This is a genomic window from Pseudomonas sp. MM213 (assembly GCF_020423045.1).
In the GTDB taxonomy this organism is placed as follows: domain Bacteria; phylum Pseudomonadota; class Gammaproteobacteria; order Pseudomonadales; family Pseudomonadaceae; genus Aquipseudomonas; species Aquipseudomonas migulae.
In genome coordinates, this window is sequence record NZ_CP081943.1 from 1,519,775 (window position 1) to 1,536,226 (window position 16,452).

The window sequence follows — 16,452 nt, forward strand, 5'->3', positions numbered from 1 at the left end:
CTTCAACCCGAGCTCATCAAGTTGATCGAATTGGCAAGAGACCAAAACCGACTCGCTGCGACCTTCTTTGCACTGGATTGAACGTTTAAGGAAACTGCTGTCCAAAAGCCATTATCGACAGAGCATTCGCTGCAATTGATTGTCATCAATCAAGCGCCGAACCGAATTGGACAAGCTCCGATCCGGCTGCTTTCATTTATATCTCAGTAGGCAGTCAAGCGCTGCTGGCCTTGAGCCAGAGCCTTGTCACATTCCCAGGAGGGGTCAATGTCTTTCAACGTCATGATGGTTTTCGGTACGCGTCCGGAGGCTATCAAGATGGCGCCACTCGCCAGGGTGTTGCGTCAATGGCCCGGGGTCAAACTGAACATCTGCTCCACTGGCCAGCACCGTGAAATGCTCAAGCAAGTACTCGACTCCTTCGAACTGACGGTCGACGAAGACCTGCAAGTCATGACCCAGGGCCAGACCCTCAACGGGTTATCACAACAACTGCTGATCAACCTCGATCAGGCATACGAGCGGACAAAAACCGACATCGTGCTGGTTCACGGTGATACCACCACCAGCTTCATCGCCGCCCTCGCCGCCTTCAATCGCCAACTGCCCATCGGCCATGTCGAAGCCGGCTTACGCACCGGCAATTTGCGTGCGCCGTGGCCGGAAGAAGCCAACCGGCGCTTGACGGGCGTCATCGCCGACCTGCATTTCACACCGACCACCAAGGGCGAAAACAACCTGCTGCGTGAAGGCGTGCCCAAAGCCAACATTGAAGTCACCGGCAATACGGTGATCGATGCACTGCTATGGATGCGCACCCATCAACAGGAAATCAACTGGCACCCTGCCGCCGATTCGTCTCTGGCGGTGCTTGAAGACCATCGACGCATGGTGCTGATCACCGGCCACCGCCGGGAGAATTTTGGCGATGGTTTTCGCAACATCTGCCAGGCGCTCGCCGACCTCGCCGTGCGCTACCCGCAGGTGCAATTCGTCTACCCGGTGCACCTGAATCCGCAGGTGCAAAAAGCGGTGTATGGCGTGCTGTCCGACAAGCCGAACATTTATCTCGTGCCGCCGCAGGACTACCAGCATTTTGTCTGGCTGATGGGCCGTGCGCATTTCATCCTCACCGATTCGGGCGGCATTCAGGAAGAAGCACCTGCTATCGGCAAGCCACTGCTGGTGCTGCGCGATGTCACCGAACGTCCCTCCGTGCTCGAAGGCGGAACCGTTTTGCTGGTGGGCACCGACACCGACCGCATCGTCAAGGAAGCCAGTCGGTTGCTGGATGACGAGGCTCACTTCGAACGCATGAGCCGCATTCACAGCCCCTATGGCGACGGCCACGCCAGCGAACGCATCGGCACTCGATTGTTCGAGTGGCTGAGCGTGCGCTCGGCGGCGGTCAAAGCACGATGAGTTTCGGTTTTGTCGATTTTTTTGCCTACGTTCTGTTCGGTCTCAAATACCTCGCGATCACCCTGGCGTTTTTGATGTTCCTCCTCGGGCTCGATGACCTGTTCATCGACCTCGTGTACTGGGGCCGCAAGCTGGTCCGGCGCTGGCGGATCTACGAAAAATTCAAGCGCGCGGATGAAGAGCGCCTGTACGCCATCGCCGAAAAACCCCTGGCAATCATGGTCCCGGCGTGGAACGAAGTCGGTGTGGTCGGTGAAATGGCGCGCCTGGCGGCGTCGACCATCGATTACGAGAACTATCAGATTTTCGTCGGTACGTACCCCAACGATGCCGAGACGCAGGCGGATGTCGATGCGGTTTGCCAGCACTACCCCAACGTGCACAAAGTGGTCTGCGCCCGCCCCGGCCCCACCAGTAAGGCCGACTGCCTGAACAACATCATCGACGCGATCCTGCGCTTTGAAAGCGAGGCGAAAATCCAGTTTTCCGGGTTCATTCTGCACGATGCCGAAGACGTGATTTCGCCGATGGAATTGCGCCTCTTCAACTACCTGCTGCCAGCCAAGGACCTGATCCAGATTCCGGTCTACCCCTATGCGCCGGAGTGGCGAGGCTTCACCGCCGGGCATTACGTCGACGAGTTCGCCGAGAACCATGGCAAGGATGTAATCGTCCGCGAAGCCATGACCGGCCAGGTGCCCAGCGCCGGGGTCGGCACCTGCTTCAGCCGTAAAGCCATCAGCGCCCTGCTCGAAGACGGTGACGGCATCGCCTTCGACGTGCAGAGCCTGACCGAAGACTACGACATCGGTTTCCGCCTCAAGCAAAAAGGCATGAAGTGCATCTTTGCCCGTTACTCGGTGACCGACCCGAAACTGGCGCTCGAACAGCCTTGGGCGTTCGGCATGGACCGCGTGTTTTCCCAGGTCATCTGCGTTCGCGAGCATTTCCCCCGGGACTTTCAGCATGCCATCCGCCAGAAATCGCGCTGGATTGTCGGCATCGTCTTTCAAGGCACCAAGAACCTCGGCTGGAGCCCCACGGGCGTGCTCAACTATTTCCTCTGGCGCGACCGTCGCGGCATGATCGCTTACCTGCTGAGTTTCCTGGTGAACCTGTTATGCATCGTGCTGCTGGCGATGTGGCTGATGACGGTGATAGCACCGACCGCCTGGCGCTATCCGTCGATCCTGTCCAACAGCCCGGTGCTCGCTGCGCTCTTGTGGCTCAACGGTTTGATGCTGATCAATCGACTGTTCCAGCGTGGCTGGTTCGTCACCCGTTACTACGGGCTCGTCGAAGGCCTGTTGTCGGCACCGCGCATGATATGGAGCAACTTCATCAACTTCTTCGCCAACGTGCGGGCGCTGCGCCAGGTCATGGAAATGGGGGATTCGCGCCGTGTGGCGTGGGACAAGACCACCCACGAATTCCCGGCCCTGACCAAAGCCCAGCGCACGCCGCTGGGTCATCGCCTGGTGGAAAAAGGCCTGCTCACCGAAGAGCAACTGGAAGCGGCGATCACCAACCCGATACGCCGGCGTCTGGGCCACGAACTGCTGCTGCGTGAACACATCGACAGCACACAACTGGTAGAAACCCTCGCCGAGCAGCTGGATCTCGAATGGGCGCCACTGAACCCGTTCAAACTCGACAAGCGCCTGATCGACGCCGTGCCGCGCAAGATCGCCTCCCACTACGGCGTGCTGCCGGTGGCCGAGGAAGGCAACACCCTGGTGCTGGCCTCCGAAGGACCGGTGAGCCAGGTCTCCCTCGGTGCCATCAGCCGTCAATTGAAACGCCCGGTGCGCTGCCGTCTTGCGCCTCAGGGCCGGGTCACGCTGGGTATCCGCTACTGGTACGCCAGCCCTCGCCAGAATAAGGAAGTGCACCACATGCTCGAAGTGCTTGAGCGTCATCAGGACGATGAAGCCTTGCTCGAACGCGTCAGCCATCACCAGGTGCTGCTGGGTAATCTGCTGCAAGTGCGCGGCATGGTCCCGCCGAGCCTGTTCAATCAGGCTTTGATCGACTTCGATGCCGAGCACATGTCCTTGGGTGAACACCTCATCTCGCGCGGCATGATCACGCAGGAAGTGCTCGAACAGGCCCTGGCCGACCAGGCCAGTGAACAGCAAGCGGCCTTCCGCATTGTCCGGGAGGTCGCATGAAGCCTGATCGTCATGCCCTCCTCATCGGCAGTCTGTTGCTGAGCCTGGCGACCAGCTCATGGGTACAGGCTGAACCGCTGACCGAGTTCGAACAATTTCGCAGTTTCCCCTACATGGATCGCAGCTACCGCGAAGCGAAAAAGGGCAACTGGGCCGAAGTCGAACGGCTGATGCGCCACCTGCTGGTCAAGGTGCCGAAAAACGATGAAGCCCGCGCCCTGCTGGTGGAAGCGCTGGCCAAGCAACGACGGTACAAGGATGCCGTGCAGGCGCTGCCGGACAACCCGGACAACAACGACGCCCTGCTCAACCTGCGCCTGACCTGGATCGAACAGGACCCTCCGGGCAGCGAGCTAGTAGAACAATGGATCGCCAACAGCAACCTCAGTCAGCGGGTACGCCTGTGGCAGGCCTATAGCTTGAGCCTCGCGAAGTTTGGTGGCGCCGGCAGGGCTCACGACTGGCTGGCACAACTGACGCCCAAGGGTGACGACAACATCCTGCAACTGGCCCGCTCCAATTGGTCCGAGCAATTGCGCGACTGGAACGGCACCATCGAGCAACTGGCGCCACTGGCCGCCAGCGATCAACTGGACGCCGAAGGCTGGCAGCGACTGGCCAATGCCTATGTGCAGCGGCTCGACGAACAGCCTTTGCAGCAATTGCTGCAGCAAGCCCCGTCACCCGAAGCCGCGCGCAAGGCACGCCTTGCGATGATCGATCGGGCGATCGCCATGGGCCAAGTGCAACTGGCTCAACGCTGGATTCAATCATTGCCCGCCAGCGAACTGGCGGATCCGGCGCAACGCCAGCGCCTGTGGGAACTGGCTCGACAAAGCGGCGATGTATCGACCGTGCAACGCTTGAGTGGCGAATTGCAGCGCCCGTGCCTGGAGACGGCCGAATGGTTGTCCGGTCGCGATCCACAAGCCGCACGCACGCAGCTGCGTGGCTGCCAGCCGAACGATGACCCGCAAAAATGGTTGATTCTGGCCCAGCGCCTGCAAGACACCGAGCTGCTGCAAGGCACGCGCCTGCCCGAACCCTGGGACAGTCGCCGCCAGGCACGGCTGCTGGACATCTGGCAGGACCAGGGCGAGAGCGACAAGGTCATGGCCTGGCTCGCCGGCCAGCCACAGACGGCTGACGTGGTCAAACGCCGGGCCGAACTGGTGCAAGCCCTGGGTCGAAATTCAGAAGCCGCGACACTCTGGGAGCGACACTACCAGCAGACCGGCAACCTCGGCTCGCTCAATCAGGCAACGTATCTGGCGCTGAATGCCGGCCAGCGCGAACACGCGCAACAGCTGCTCGAAAACGCCTATGACCGTCATGGCGGAAAGTTGCCCGTTGCCCTGCTGCAACGGCTGGCGGGGCTCTATGCCTCATCGACGCCGACCCCGGCGCAGCAGAAACGCATGGTGTCGCTGCTCAATCGCGTCGATCCCGCCACACGCGGCCAACTGCTGGCGCAACTGGCCGAGAAAGGTCAGTGCGACGCGGTGCGACAAGCCATTGGCGACCACCCGCAGGTCGCAGGCGACTATCGGGCCCTGGGCCGTTGCGCCATGCCGGATCGGCCGGGTGAAGCCGTCGTCTACTACCAGACCGCAGAAAAACTCGGCGACCGTGGCAGTCGTCTGCCACTGGCGTATGCGCTGGAAGCGTCCGGTGATTCGTCGGGCGCCCTGGCTATCTGGCGCAGCCTGCCGGAGGCTGAGTTGAGCGATAACGCCAAGCTGACGGCCAGCCGCAGCGCCCTCACCGCAGGCGACACGCAGCTCGCAGAACGTTACTGGCAACACAGTCGCGCCCGGGGGGCCAATGAATGGGCGCTGGGCGCGGCGATTGCCGACGCGCGCGGCGATCATCTCGAAGCATTGCAACGTCAGCGTTCAGCCTTGCAGCAGGCGCCGGATGCCGGGAATTTCTACGCAGCGTCGGTCACCGCGCAAAAGGCCGGCGAACTGGAACAAAGCACCGCGTGGCTCGCCGAAGCCGTGCGTCGCGAACCGCACAACCCGCGCTATCGCGCCGATTACGGCATGCGTCTGGCGGGGGCCGACACCCGGGAACAGCGCGCCCACGCCATCCCTTATCTGCAAAGCGCCACCCGTGATTTTCCGGAAGACTATCGCCTCGGCGAAACCCTGGCGCTGCGTTATGACGAAGTGAAGGACAGCGCGGCGGCGCGCAAGGAATTGCGCCGGGTCATTGACCTGGAACAGCACCCGGTAGCCGCCGACGATGAAGACGGCAGCATGGAAGCCAGGCGTTATCGCCAGCGCCGCGCTCACGAAACCCTGTCCCGTCGCGACAGCCGCACGCTGGCCAGCACCTGGTCACCGGCCGGCGTCTCGACCAACGACAGCTTCCGCCCCAACGGCACCCTGCGCGACAGCTCACGACGCGCCACCTCACAGAACGTACAAGTGGCGATCTGGGACCATGCGCTCGGCGAAGAGCCGAGCCGCGCCGGCAGCACGTTATCGGTTTATGGCCGCGTACTGCTTGGTGGTCAGGGTCGATCGAGTTACGGCGAATCCCTCGGCACCGGCGTGGGTCTGCGCTACAAGCCCTGGGGCACGGCGAACATCAACTTCTACGGCGAGCTCTACAAGCAGAGCTCGTTTGATGACAACGACAATCAGCATGTGAGCCTGGGCCAATTGCTGATTCCTGAAAAACTCGCCGACCAGTTCAACGATCACCGCCAGGACGGTCACACCAGCACTGATTACCTGTTGCGCGCCACGGCCTCGTTTCTTGATCAGGGACGGTTCCGCAACGACTGGCGCATTGATGAAAACGATTGGGAGGAACGTTTCCTCTACCTCGACGCCGCGTGGTGGACCAAGGCCGGTGATCACCAATGGCTGTCGCGCTTCCAGCAAGGTCACACCTGGAAGTTGCCGTTCAACGGCGCGCAAACCGTCATGCCGTACGGCTTTCTCGAGTTCGCCAGCCAGGACCCGAACAATGACTGGCGCCAGGACCTGCGCACCGGTATCGGCCTGCGCTGGCAATGGTGGTTCGACGACGACATCTACAACGCTTACCGCGCGCACCTGACGGTTCGTACCGAGTATCAGCAATCCCTGAGCGGCAACCTGTATGAAGGCGGCAACGGTGTGTTGCTGGGTGTGGAGTTGAATTTCTGATGACGCGTTTTCTCCTGGTTCTTTGCCTGTTGTTGAGCAGCACAATGGCCCGCGCCGATGAGCGGATTTTTTACCAACCCCTGAACGTCGACGCCAGTCTGAGCCAGGCGCAATGGCAACGGATCTGGCAGGACACCGCTCAACACGGCGTGCAGACTGTCATCGTGCAATGGACCGCGTACGGTGATTCAAACTTCGGTGGCGTCGATGGCTGGCTCGCCAACAGTTTGAAACTGGCCCACGAGCAAGGCCTGAAACTGGTACTGGGCCTGAACATGGACCCGGCCTATTACCAGCGTATCGATGAACTGGACAGCGCCGGGCTCGCGGCTTATTGGCAGGTGCAACTCGGGCAGTCGCTGGCCCAGCAACAGCGGCTGCGCCAGGACTGGAAGTTGCCGGTCAGCGGTTGGTACCTGCCGATGGAGCTCGATGACTTTCACTTCCTGGCGGTCGAGCGACGGCAAACCCTGCAGCGCCAACTCAAGGATTTCGTCGGCAAACTGGACGCACCGCTGCACGTCAGCGCCTTCACGGCCGGCAAACTTGCGCCACAGGTCAATGGCCAGTGGCTCGATGGGCTGACGAGCGTGGGCGTTCAGGTGTGGTGGCAGGACGGCGCGGGCACCGGGCGTTTACCACCACTGGTGCGCAACGGCTACGCCAGCGCGCTGCCCTGCCCGGTCGGCATCGTGCGCGAAGCGTTCCGGCAGGTCAGCGCCGAAGGTCAACCGTTCCGCGCAGAGCCGGCCGCCCCGGACGCCTCCTCGGCAGGTTGCCATCCAACGGCGGTGTTTTCCCTGCGTTATCGACCGTGGGGCAAGGTGATTCTCGACAACCAGCGCAAGCAACAGGTCGGCGATGTACAAAACCATTGAAGATGAAGTCCTGAAAAAAGCCGCGCCGGCGGCACTCAAGGCTGAATTCATCCAGCATGAATTCGAACGGCTGCATAAATTCTGTCTGCTGATTTATGTCGCCAGCATCGTTATCTGGGTGCTCTTCGATCTGATTGTCAGCTTCATCGGTGGCCAGGGTTTTACCTGGCTGTCGATGCTGTTTCTCGGGGTTTTCACGATCCTGGCGATTGTGCTGCTGTTCACCCGCAAGGCTCGGCATTTCCACGTATTGAACCTGATGTTCGTCTTCGCCATGACCTTGGGCATTCGCCTGGTGATCGAAGGCTTGCCCGCCGATTTCCAGCCTGCCTGGCTGGTACTGGCCGCTGCGAGCACGCTGTACAGTGCGTCGGTGTTGCCGCTGAGTCGTTGGTCCTTCTACGGTGCGCAAATCATCACCTGGCTGCTGCTCAATCCGTTCTACGACACCCACTTTCACGTGCTTGAGCTGCGGGGAATGATGACGGTCTGCTACGCCGTTTTTCTTTGTGCGATGACCGTCTACTGCTTCCTGAAATTACGCGAGGCCAAACTCTACAATTTCATCATGTCCCGGTTGCTGCTGGATCAGGCCTACATCGACACGCTGACCGAGATTCCCAACCGTCGCTCGTTCATGGCACGCGCCGACAAGCAGTTGCAAGCCGCGCCACGGGAATCCGACCATTACCTGGCAATGATCGATATCGACAACTTCAAGAAGGTCAACGACGTGTTCGGCCACGACATTGGCGACGAGGTGCTCAAGCGCGTTGCCGCGGACATCAAAGCGGTGATGGCCAACTTTGAATACGCGCGACTGGGTGGTGAAGAGTTTGCGATTTACCTCGCCGGTGTGCGCCGTGAAGACGTCGCCGCCCTGGCCGGCGATCTGTGCCGGGTGGTCCGCGAACGAACCACCCTGCACCCGGTGACCATCAGCATTGGCCTGGCGCGGGTCGCGGAGAGCGACACGCTGAATCAGGCGCTGGTGAAAGCGGATGAGGCGCTGTATGAATCAAAACACTCGGGGAAGGATCGGTATACGTTTCATCAGTGATGAGCGTATTCGCGAGCAAGCTCGCCTGGATAACGCGGTGTACCTGGATAAATAACGATTTCAAAGGAATCGACAATGGCCGTTGACCAACCCGCCCCCGCCCTGAAGGAAATCTTCAACGCCGAGCGCCTCAAGCACATCGCCACCGAGATGACCGCGGTCTACCCCGACTTCAACGCCAAAGCCTTCCTCAAACTGGCCAACGACGGACTGGCCGAGCTGTCGATCATGCAGCGCATGGCCCGGGTCAGCGAATCTCTGCACGCGGTATTACCACTGGGTTTTGACGAGTCGCTGGAGGTATTGCGCGCCCTCGCCCCGCGCCTGAACAGCGGCTTCGTCAGCATCTCGCTGCCGCATTACGTCGCGACTTACGGCGCCCATGCTTTCGAACCGTCCATGGCTGCGCTCAAATACTTCACTACATTCGGCTCTGCTGAATTCGCGATCCGCTATTTCCTGCGCAGTGACCTCAAGCGCGCGTTGGCCGTGATGCACGATTGGTCACTGGATGAAAACGAACATGTCCGGCGCCTGGCCAGCGAAGGCTGTCGCCCGCGCCTGCCGTGGTCATTTCGCCTGGAACAGATTCAGGCCGACCCGAGCCTCGCCGCCGCGATCCTCGACAACCTCAAGGCGGACGCCAGCCTTTATGTGCGCAAGTCGGTGGCCAACCACCTCAACGACATCACCAAGGACCATCCCGAGTGGGTGCTGGACCTGATCGAAGGCTGGTCGCTGGAGAACAGGCACACCGCGTGGATCGCCAGACATGCACTACGCAGCCTGATCAAACAGGGCAACCAGCGGGCGCTGGCGATCATCGGCGCGGGCGGCAAGCCCGAGGTCGAAATCATTGATGTGAACGTTGAACCGGCGGTGATTGGCCTGGGTGAGAAAGTCACGTTGTCCTTCAGCGTTAAATCCACGGTCGAGGACAGTCAGCACCTGGTGATCGACTACGCCATCGATTACGTCAAAGCCAATGGCAGCACCTCGGCGAAGGTGTTCAAGCTCAAGGCATTGACGCTGCCGGGCCAAGCGACCGCCCTCCTCAGCCGTGGTCAGCACATCAAGGAACTCACCACTCGCAAGCACTACGCCGGCCGGCACGCGGTGCACGTCCTGGTAAACGGCGAACGCCTCGCCAGCACTGCCTTCGAAATCCTCCCCTAAACACGCGATCAACTGTAGGAGCGAGGCTTGCCCGCGAAGGCGGTTTTGAAATTGATGCAAGATTCAAGGGCCTCTTCGCGGGCAAGTCGGATCGCCGCACCGCTGCTCCTACAAGGGATCGGGGCCTCGCAGTAGATCCTGTTCACGCTCACACAACTCCACCACGTAATCCCACAACACCCGCAACCGCACGGACTTGTGCAGCTCGCGACGAGTGCTGATCCAGTAGCTGCGCTGGATGCTTTCATCCGGCAACAACGGCACCAGCTGCGGATCGGCGCTGGCCATGTAGCACGGCAGCACCGCAATCCCCAACCCCGAGCGCGCCGCCTGTTGCTGGGCGATCACGCTGGTGCTGTGGAACACCACCTGCGGATTGCGGCAGAAGCTGTTGAGGAACATCAACTCCTGACTGAACAGCAAGTCGTCGACATAGCCAATCCACGCGTGGCGCCCGAGGTCTTCGCGGCTGCGCAACGGTGGCGCCCTGTCGAGGTAAGCCTGGCTGGCATACAGCGCCAGGCGATAGTCAGTGAGTTTGCGCGTGACCAGCATGTCGGCTGCGGGGCGTTCGAGGTGGATGCTGATCTCCGCTTCGCGGTTGAGGATGCTGACAAATCGCGGCACCGCCACCAGCTCCACTTCCAGCCCCGGATAGCGCTCGAACAAACCGTTCATACGACTGGCGAGGAACATGATGCCCAGGCCCTCGGTCACCCCCACGCGAATCTTGCCCAGCGGCGCCGTCGATTGGGTGATCTCTTCCTGGGCCAGCAAGGCGACGTTCTCCATCGCTTCAGCGTGTTTGAGCAGCGCTTCACCTGCCGGCGTCAATTCATAACCCTGGGCGTGCTGGACGAACAGCGCCGTGCCGAGGCTTTTTTCGATGGCCTCGATGTGCCGGGCCACGGTGGCGTGGGTGGTGTTCAAACGGCGGGCAGCGGTGAGCAAACGCCCGCTGCGCTGCAATTCGAGAAAAAACCGCAGGTCATTCCAATCGAACATGAACCGTCCTTAGGGATACGCTGTTTAAAAACGCACAGCGGCTGCGCAAAAACTAACATTCTTTTGACGAAAGCTAACAACTAGGATGATCGACAACAAGAACAACAATACGAGGTCAGGGATGCAGACTTCCCTTGATGAATACGATTACATCGTGGTCGGGGCCGGGCCGGCGGGATGTTTGCTGGCCAATCGATTGTCGGCCAACCCGCAACACCGGGTGCTGCTGCTCGAAGCCGGCGGCCGCGATAACTACGCGTGGATTCACATCCCCGTGGGTTACCTGTTCTGCATCGGCAACCCGCGCACCGACTGGTGCTTCAAGACCGAAGCACAAGCAGGCCTGCAAGGTCGCGCCCTGAGTTACCCGCGCGGTAAGGTGCTCGGCGGCTGTTCCTCAATCAACGGCATGATCTACATGCGCGGCCAGGCCGGCGACTACGACGGTTGGGCAGCCGATGGCAATCCCGGCTGGCGTTGGGACGATGTGCTGCCGCTGTTCAAGAAGAGCGAAAATCATTTTGCCGGCGACTCGCAATTTCACGGCGCCGCCGGGGAATGGCGGATCGAGCGCCAGCGACTGTCCTGGCCGATTCTCGACGCCTTCCGCAGCGCGGCCGAACAAAGCGGCATCGCCAGCATCGATGACTTCAATCAGGGCGACAACGAAGGCTGCGGCTACTTTCAGGTCAACCAGAAGGCCGGGATTCGCTGGAACGCGGCCAAGGCATTTCTCAAACCGGTCCGCCATCGTCCCAATCTCACCGTGCTGACCGACGTTGAAGTCGACCGCGTGCTCCTGGAAAACGGCCGTGCAGCGGCGGTCAGCGCACGCTGGCAGGGTCAGGCGAAAACCTTCAAGGCGCGCAAGGAAATCGTCCTTTGCGCGGGTGCCGTCGGTTCGCCGAGCATCCTGCAACGCTCCGGCATCGGCCCTCGCCCGCTCTTGGAAAAACTGGGCATCGGTGTGGCCCATGAGCTGCCCGGTGTGGGCGGCAACCTGCAGGATCACCTGCAACTGCGGCTGATCTACAAACTGCAAAACGCGCGTACCCTGAACCAGATCGCCGGCAGTGTGTGGGGCAAGATCGGCATGGGGCTGCGTTATCTGTATGACCGCAGTGGCCCGTTGTCCATGGCGCCGAGTCAGCTCGGTGCGTTTGCCCGCTCGGGGCCGGAGCAGACTTCGGCGAATCTCGAATACCACGTGCAGCCACTGTCGCTGGAGCGTTTCGGCGAGCCGCTGCATGCCTTCCCGGCCTTCACGGTGTCGGTCTGCGATCTGCGTCCGCAAAGCCGTGGGCGAATCGACATTCGCTCGGCCAACCCGCAGGACGCGCCGCTGATTCAACCCAATTACCTGAGCCATCCGGAAGATTTGCGCGTCGCTGCCAATGCGATCCGCCTGACCCGACGCATCGTTTCCGCGCCTGCCCTGCAAGCGTTCAAACCGGTGGAATACCTGCCCGGCGACAGTTTGCAGAGCGAAGAACAACTGCACGAAGCCGCCGCGCGAATCGGTACGACGATTTTCCATCCGGTCGGCACCTGCCGCATGGGCAATGACGGGGACGCGGTGGTCGATGCCGAATTGAAAGTCCACGGCATCCCCGGCCTGCGTATCGCCGACGCCTCGATCATGCCGCGCATCACCTCGGGCAACACCTGTTCGCCGACGCTGATGATTGCCGAAAAGGCCGCACAACTCATCCTCAACCCCGCCACAAGGAGCCTGACCTCACCGATGGAACTGGTGACCAATGCCTGACCTCCAAACACAAAACCTGTAGGAGCCAGCTTGCTGGCGAAAGCGGTGTCTCAGGCGACATCGCTGTTAAATGATCCACCGCTATCGCCAGCAAGCCGGCTCCTACAGGGTTGTAGGTAGGGCACAAGAAATATGAACGACAAAGATCAACTGTAGGAGCTGGCTTGCCAGCGATAGCGGCGGATCAATCAACATCGATGTCACCCGATGCACGGACAGTAGCGGCACCCGCCCACAAGGCTGGTGCCGACAGTGGAACAACAAAAACAATCACTGTGAGGGATACCGATATGTCAGAACACGTTCAATCTCTGGAAATCACGCGCAGCACCGATGCCAGCCGTGACACCCGCAAAGTCATCTTCGCTTCGTCACTGGGAACAGTGTTCGAGTGGTATGACTTCTTCCTCTACGGCGCCCTCGCGGCGGTGATCAGCAAACAGTTTTTCGCCGGGGTCAACGATACCACCGCGTTCATTTTTGCACTGATGGCGTTCGCCGCCGGCTTTATCGTGCGGCCCTTCGGTGCGCTGGTGTTCGGGCGGCTGGGGGACATGATCGGGCGCAAATACACCTTCCTCGCCACCATCGTCCTCATGGGCGTCGCGACGTTTTGCGTCGGGTTGCTGCCGACTTACGCGAGCATCGGCATCGCCGCGCCGATCATCCTCGTGGTGCTGCGCATGCTTCAGGGCCTGGCCCTGGGCGGTGAGTACGGCGGTGCTGCGACCTATGTCGCCGAACACGCGCCCATCGGCAAACGCGGATTCCACACCAGCTGGATTCAGTCCACCGCGACCCTCGGCCTGCTGCTGTCGTTGCTCGTGGTGCTGGGTTGCCGCTACTTCACCGGTGACCAGTTTGAAGTCTGGGGCTGGCGGATTCCGTTTCTGTTTTCCATCGTGCTGCTGGGCATCTCGACCTGGATTCGCCTGAGCCTGCACGAATCGCCCGCGTTCGTGAAAATGAAAGAGGAAGGCAAGCTCTGCAAATCGCCACTGCGTGACTCCTTCGGCAAATGGGAAAACCTCAAGGTCGTGCTGATCGCGCTGTTCAGCATCAACGCCGGGCAAGCGGTGACGTTTTACGCGGCGCAGTTCTACGTGCTGTTCTTCCTCACCCAGTTCCTGAAAATGGACCCGGCCCTGGCCAACAGCCTGCTGATCGTCAGCGTGATCATCGGCGCGCCGTTCTTCATTTTCTTCGGTTGGCTGTCGGACAAGGTCGGGCGCAAACCGGTACTGATGATCGGCCTGTTGCTGGCCACCGCGCTGTACTTCCCGATCTTCAAGACCCTGGCCCATTACGCCAACCCGGCAATCGACCAGGCCAGCCGTCAGGCACCGATTACCGTACTGGCCGACCCGGCGACCTGCACCTTCCAGTTTGATCCGGTGGGCAAGGCGAAATTTGACAGCCCGTGCGACAAGGTCAAAACCTTCCTGGTGAAACAGGGCTTGCCCTACATCAGCGAAGCGGCCCCGGCAGGCAGCGGCGTGCAGGTCAGCGTCGGTGACGTGAGGCTTGAAGGCTTTGACGAAGCGGCCCTGCGGGGTGCGGTGACCCTGGCCGGGTATCCGTCAAAAGCCGACGTCCAGTTGATCAACAAACCGATGATCGTGGCGCTGATCGTCGCGCTGATCATCATCTCGGCCATGTGCTACGGACCGCTGGCGGCGTTGATGGTCGAGCTGTTTCCGACGCGCATTCGCTATACCTCGATGTCCCTGCCGTATCACATTGGCAACGGGTGGTTTGGTGGGTTCTTGCCGACGGTGTCGTTTGCGTTGGTGGTGTACACCGGGGACATCTTTTATGGGCTTTGGTACCCGGTGGTGATTACTGCGGTGAGCCTGGTGGTGGGGATGATCTGTTTGCGTGAGACCAAGAACGTGGATCTGGATACTAACTGAGGGATGGTGTTTGGGGGCATGTCCGTTATTGCGGTGATGGCGGCTATTGGTTTCGCCCTTACGGCGAGTCACTTTGGAAAAGCCTGTACGGACCGGACACATGGTTGACGGGTGTGCGGGGACATGGTGGACACTTTTCGGCGAGCCAACTTCGCCGGGAATCCATCATGCCCTGGGACACGAGAGATACCATGAGCCTGAAAGAAGAGTTTGTTGCCTTAGCACGGCAACCCGGCAGCAATAAACGAGAACTGTGTCGACGGTTCGGCATCAGTCCGCAAACGGCCTACAAGTGGCTCAACCGCTACGAGACACACGGTCAGTCGGGACTGCAAGAGAAGTCCCGCAGACCTGCAACCAGCCCCAAGCTGACCCCTGCTGCTTTGGAGGCCGAAGTCTTAGCCCTCAGGCAAGAACATCCCGCATGGGGCGGACGCACAATCAGCATCATCTTGAAAAAGCAGATCGCTCCCAGCACCGTCACCAATGTCCTGCGCAGGCACGGGCTGATTCAGCCTGCTCAGAATGAGCAAGAGGCCAAGCTGAGATTTGAACACGATGCGCCTAACGATCTGTGGCAGATGGATTTCAAGGGGCACTTCTCAACGCAAGAAGGCCGATGCCACCCCCTGACTTTGTTGGACGACCACTCACGATTCAATTTGGCTATTCAGGCCTGCGATAACGAGCGCGGAGCCACGGTGAAGGAAAAGATGATTGAGGTATTCCAGCGCTTCGGATTACCAGCACGCATCAATGTTGATAACGGCCCGCCATGGGGCTCACCGCGCAACCCAGGTGAAATCACAGAGCTGAGTATCTGGCTGATTCGTTTAGGAATCCGGATCAGCTTCAGCCGCCCTTACCATCCCCAAACCAATGGGAAGATCGAGCGCTTCCACCGTTCACTCAAAGCCGAAGTGCTTGAGGGGCGTCAATTTTCCACGGTCAAGGAGGCTCAATCCGCGTTTGATCGATGGCGGGAGGTTTATAACCTGCAACGGCCTCATCAAGCGTTGAACTATCAAGTGCCGATGGACCGGTATCGCTCTAGCCCCTGGGCTTATCCGCAGCAACTATCGGAGTTTGAATACGGGCCGGACGATGTGTTGGCCAAGGTTTATCACAGCCGATTTCGCTTTCAGAAACGCTATTTCAGCATCGCCAAGGGCTTGGTTGGGCAGCACATCGCAATACGGCCCAACCCTGAAAGAAATGGACTCTTTGACGTCTACTTCTGCCATCACTTCCTAAGAACGTTCGACGTGAGCAAACCTGACTATGGGTCATAATGTGTCAACCATGTCCCCGCACATGTGTCCACCATGTGTCCGGTCCGTACAAAAAGCCCCAAAGTAACCAAAGGGCTCTTGCCCCTTTCGTTCGGTGGCTCGCTAATGCTCGCCATGCCCTCGCTCCGGTCCTGCTCCGTGGGCCCGCCGCCATCGGCCATCCATGGCCGGGGGCGGCTAACCCGGCATCCATGCCGGGTTGCCCACTGCGCAGAACCTCCACTCGGCCTCTCGAGGGGGCGCTCAGATCAAAAGCGGAAGGCGAGCTAACGCTCGGCCTGATGAGTGGTGAGAAGCAAAAGCAAACGCGATTCCCTGTAGGAGCGAGGCTCGCCCGCGAAAAACGACCGGACAACGCGTTCATTCAGACAGCCCGAGTTATCGTTGGCGTCCATCGCCAGCAAGCTGGCTCCTACAAGGGAAATGCATATGCATTTGGATAAATACGATCAACTGTAGGAGCCGGCTTGCTGGCGATAGCGGTGGATCAGTCGACGCATGTATTGGCTGGACGGACGCCATCGCCAGCAAGCCGGCTCCTACAAGGGAATGTGCAAACATCCAACATTAGTGCAGCCACCATGATGTGGGAGTGTGCACACGACC

At 60.2% G+C, this 16,452-nt stretch carries 10 protein-coding genes; 9 read left to right on the top strand and 1 reads right to left on the bottom strand.

The genetic code is table 11. The annotated features are described in order from the left end of the window. Window positions 1–267: 267 nt before the first annotated feature. The 6 genes from wecB (at window position 268) to K5R88_RS06785 (ending at window position 9,868) form a co-directional block, all read left to right on the top strand. Window positions 268–1,422 carry a non-hydrolyzing UDP-N-acetylglucosamine 2-epimerase gene (gene wecB / locus K5R88_RS06760; protein ID WP_226299492.1) on the top strand — a complete coding sequence of 385 codons (1,155 nt, stop codon included), beginning with the start codon at window positions 268–270 and terminating at the stop codon, window positions 1,420–1,422. Next, window positions 1,419–3,593, top strand: coding sequence for a cyclic di-3',5'-guanylate-activated glycosyltransferase NfrB (gene nfrB, locus K5R88_RS06765; protein ID WP_223452566.1), 2,175 nt, complete (start codon window positions 1,419–1,421; stop codon window positions 3,591–3,593). Before wecB ends, nfrB begins: the two co-directional genes overlap by 4 nt. Then, window positions 3,590–6,754: an NfrA family protein gene (locus K5R88_RS06770; RefSeq protein WP_226299493.1), complete on the top strand. Its 3,165-nt coding sequence runs from the start codon at window positions 3,590–3,592 to the stop codon at window positions 6,752–6,754. The genes nfrB and K5R88_RS06770 overlap by 4 nt, the downstream gene beginning before the upstream one ends. Beyond that, window positions 6,754–7,632: a DUF4434 family protein gene (locus K5R88_RS06775; RefSeq protein ID WP_226299494.1), complete on the top strand. Its 879-nt coding sequence runs from the start codon at window positions 6,754–6,756 to the stop codon at window positions 7,630–7,632. Before K5R88_RS06770 ends, K5R88_RS06775 begins: the two co-directional genes overlap by 1 nt. Further along, window positions 7,616–8,692: a GGDEF domain-containing protein gene (locus K5R88_RS06780; protein ID WP_226299495.1), complete on the top strand. Its 1,077-nt coding sequence runs from the start codon at window positions 7,616–7,618 to the stop codon at window positions 8,690–8,692. Before K5R88_RS06775 ends, K5R88_RS06780 begins: the two co-directional genes overlap by 17 nt. A gap of 75 nt (window positions 8,693–8,767) precedes the next feature. Continuing rightward, window positions 8,768–9,868 carry a DNA alkylation repair protein gene (locus K5R88_RS06785; RefSeq protein ID WP_226299496.1) on the top strand — a complete coding sequence of 367 codons (1,101 nt, stop codon included), beginning with the start codon at window positions 8,768–8,770 and terminating at the stop codon, window positions 9,866–9,868. Window positions 9,869–9,976: 108 nt separating this feature from the next. Here the strand turns inward: K5R88_RS06785 and K5R88_RS06790 are convergent, their stop codons facing one another. Further along, window positions 9,977–10,873, bottom strand: a complete 897-nt coding sequence (locus tag K5R88_RS06790; RefSeq protein WP_207284451.1) for a LysR family transcriptional regulator — start codon at window positions 10,871–10,873, stop codon at window positions 9,977–9,979. A gap of 121 nt (window positions 10,874–10,994) precedes the next feature. Between K5R88_RS06790 and K5R88_RS06795 the strand changes: the two genes are divergently transcribed. From K5R88_RS06795 to K5R88_RS06805, 3 genes are all read left to right on the top strand, one after another. Then, on the top strand, window positions 10,995–12,641 hold the full coding sequence (locus K5R88_RS06795) for a GMC family oxidoreductase (RefSeq protein WP_226299497.1): 1,647 nt from the start codon (window positions 10,995–10,997) through the stop codon (window positions 12,639–12,641). A gap of 290 nt (window positions 12,642–12,931) precedes the next feature. Beyond that, window positions 12,932–14,554 carry an MFS transporter gene (locus K5R88_RS06800; RefSeq protein WP_226299498.1) on the top strand — a complete coding sequence of 541 codons (1,623 nt, stop codon included), beginning with the start codon at window positions 12,932–12,934 and terminating at the stop codon, window positions 14,552–14,554. A 167-nt stretch (window positions 14,555–14,721) separates the two neighbouring features. After that, on the top strand, window positions 14,722–15,846 hold the full coding sequence (locus tag K5R88_RS06805) for an IS481 family transposase (RefSeq protein WP_226299186.1): 1,125 nt from the start codon (window positions 14,722–14,724) through the stop codon (window positions 15,844–15,846). Window positions 15,847–16,452: the final 606 nt, after the last annotated feature.

What these genes read in the sequence shown, in the direction of transcription:
- K5R88_RS06790 (WP_207284451.1), bottom strand. Translation starts at nt 10,873, where the DNA reads ATGTTCGATTGGAATGACCTGCGGTTTTTTCTCGAATTGCAGCGCAGC.
- nfrB (WP_223452566.1), top strand. Translation starts at nt 1,419, where the DNA reads ATGAGTTTCGGTTTTGTCGATTTTTTTGCCTACGTTCTGTTCGGTCTC.
- K5R88_RS06800 (WP_226299498.1), top strand. Translation starts at nt 12,932, where the DNA reads ATGTCAGAACACGTTCAATCTCTGGAAATCACGCGCAGCACCGATGCC.
- K5R88_RS06770 (WP_226299493.1), top strand. Translation starts at nt 3,590, where the DNA reads ATGAAGCCTGATCGTCATGCCCTCCTCATCGGCAGTCTGTTGCTGAGC.
- K5R88_RS06805 (WP_226299186.1), top strand. Translation starts at nt 14,722, where the DNA reads ATGCCCTGGGACACGAGAGATACCATGAGCCTGAAAGAAGAGTTTGTT.
- K5R88_RS06775 (WP_226299494.1), top strand. Translation starts at nt 6,754, where the DNA reads ATGACGCGTTTTCTCCTGGTTCTTTGCCTGTTGTTGAGCAGCACAATG.
- K5R88_RS06795 (WP_226299497.1), top strand. Translation starts at nt 10,995, where the DNA reads ATGCAGACTTCCCTTGATGAATACGATTACATCGTGGTCGGGGCCGGG.
- K5R88_RS06785 (WP_226299496.1), top strand. Translation starts at nt 8,768, where the DNA reads ATGGCCGTTGACCAACCCGCCCCCGCCCTGAAGGAAATCTTCAACGCC.
- wecB (WP_226299492.1), top strand. Translation starts at nt 268, where the DNA reads ATGTCTTTCAACGTCATGATGGTTTTCGGTACGCGTCCGGAGGCTATC.
- K5R88_RS06780 (WP_226299495.1), top strand. Translation starts at nt 7,616, where the DNA reads ATGTACAAAACCATTGAAGATGAAGTCCTGAAAAAAGCCGCGCCGGCG.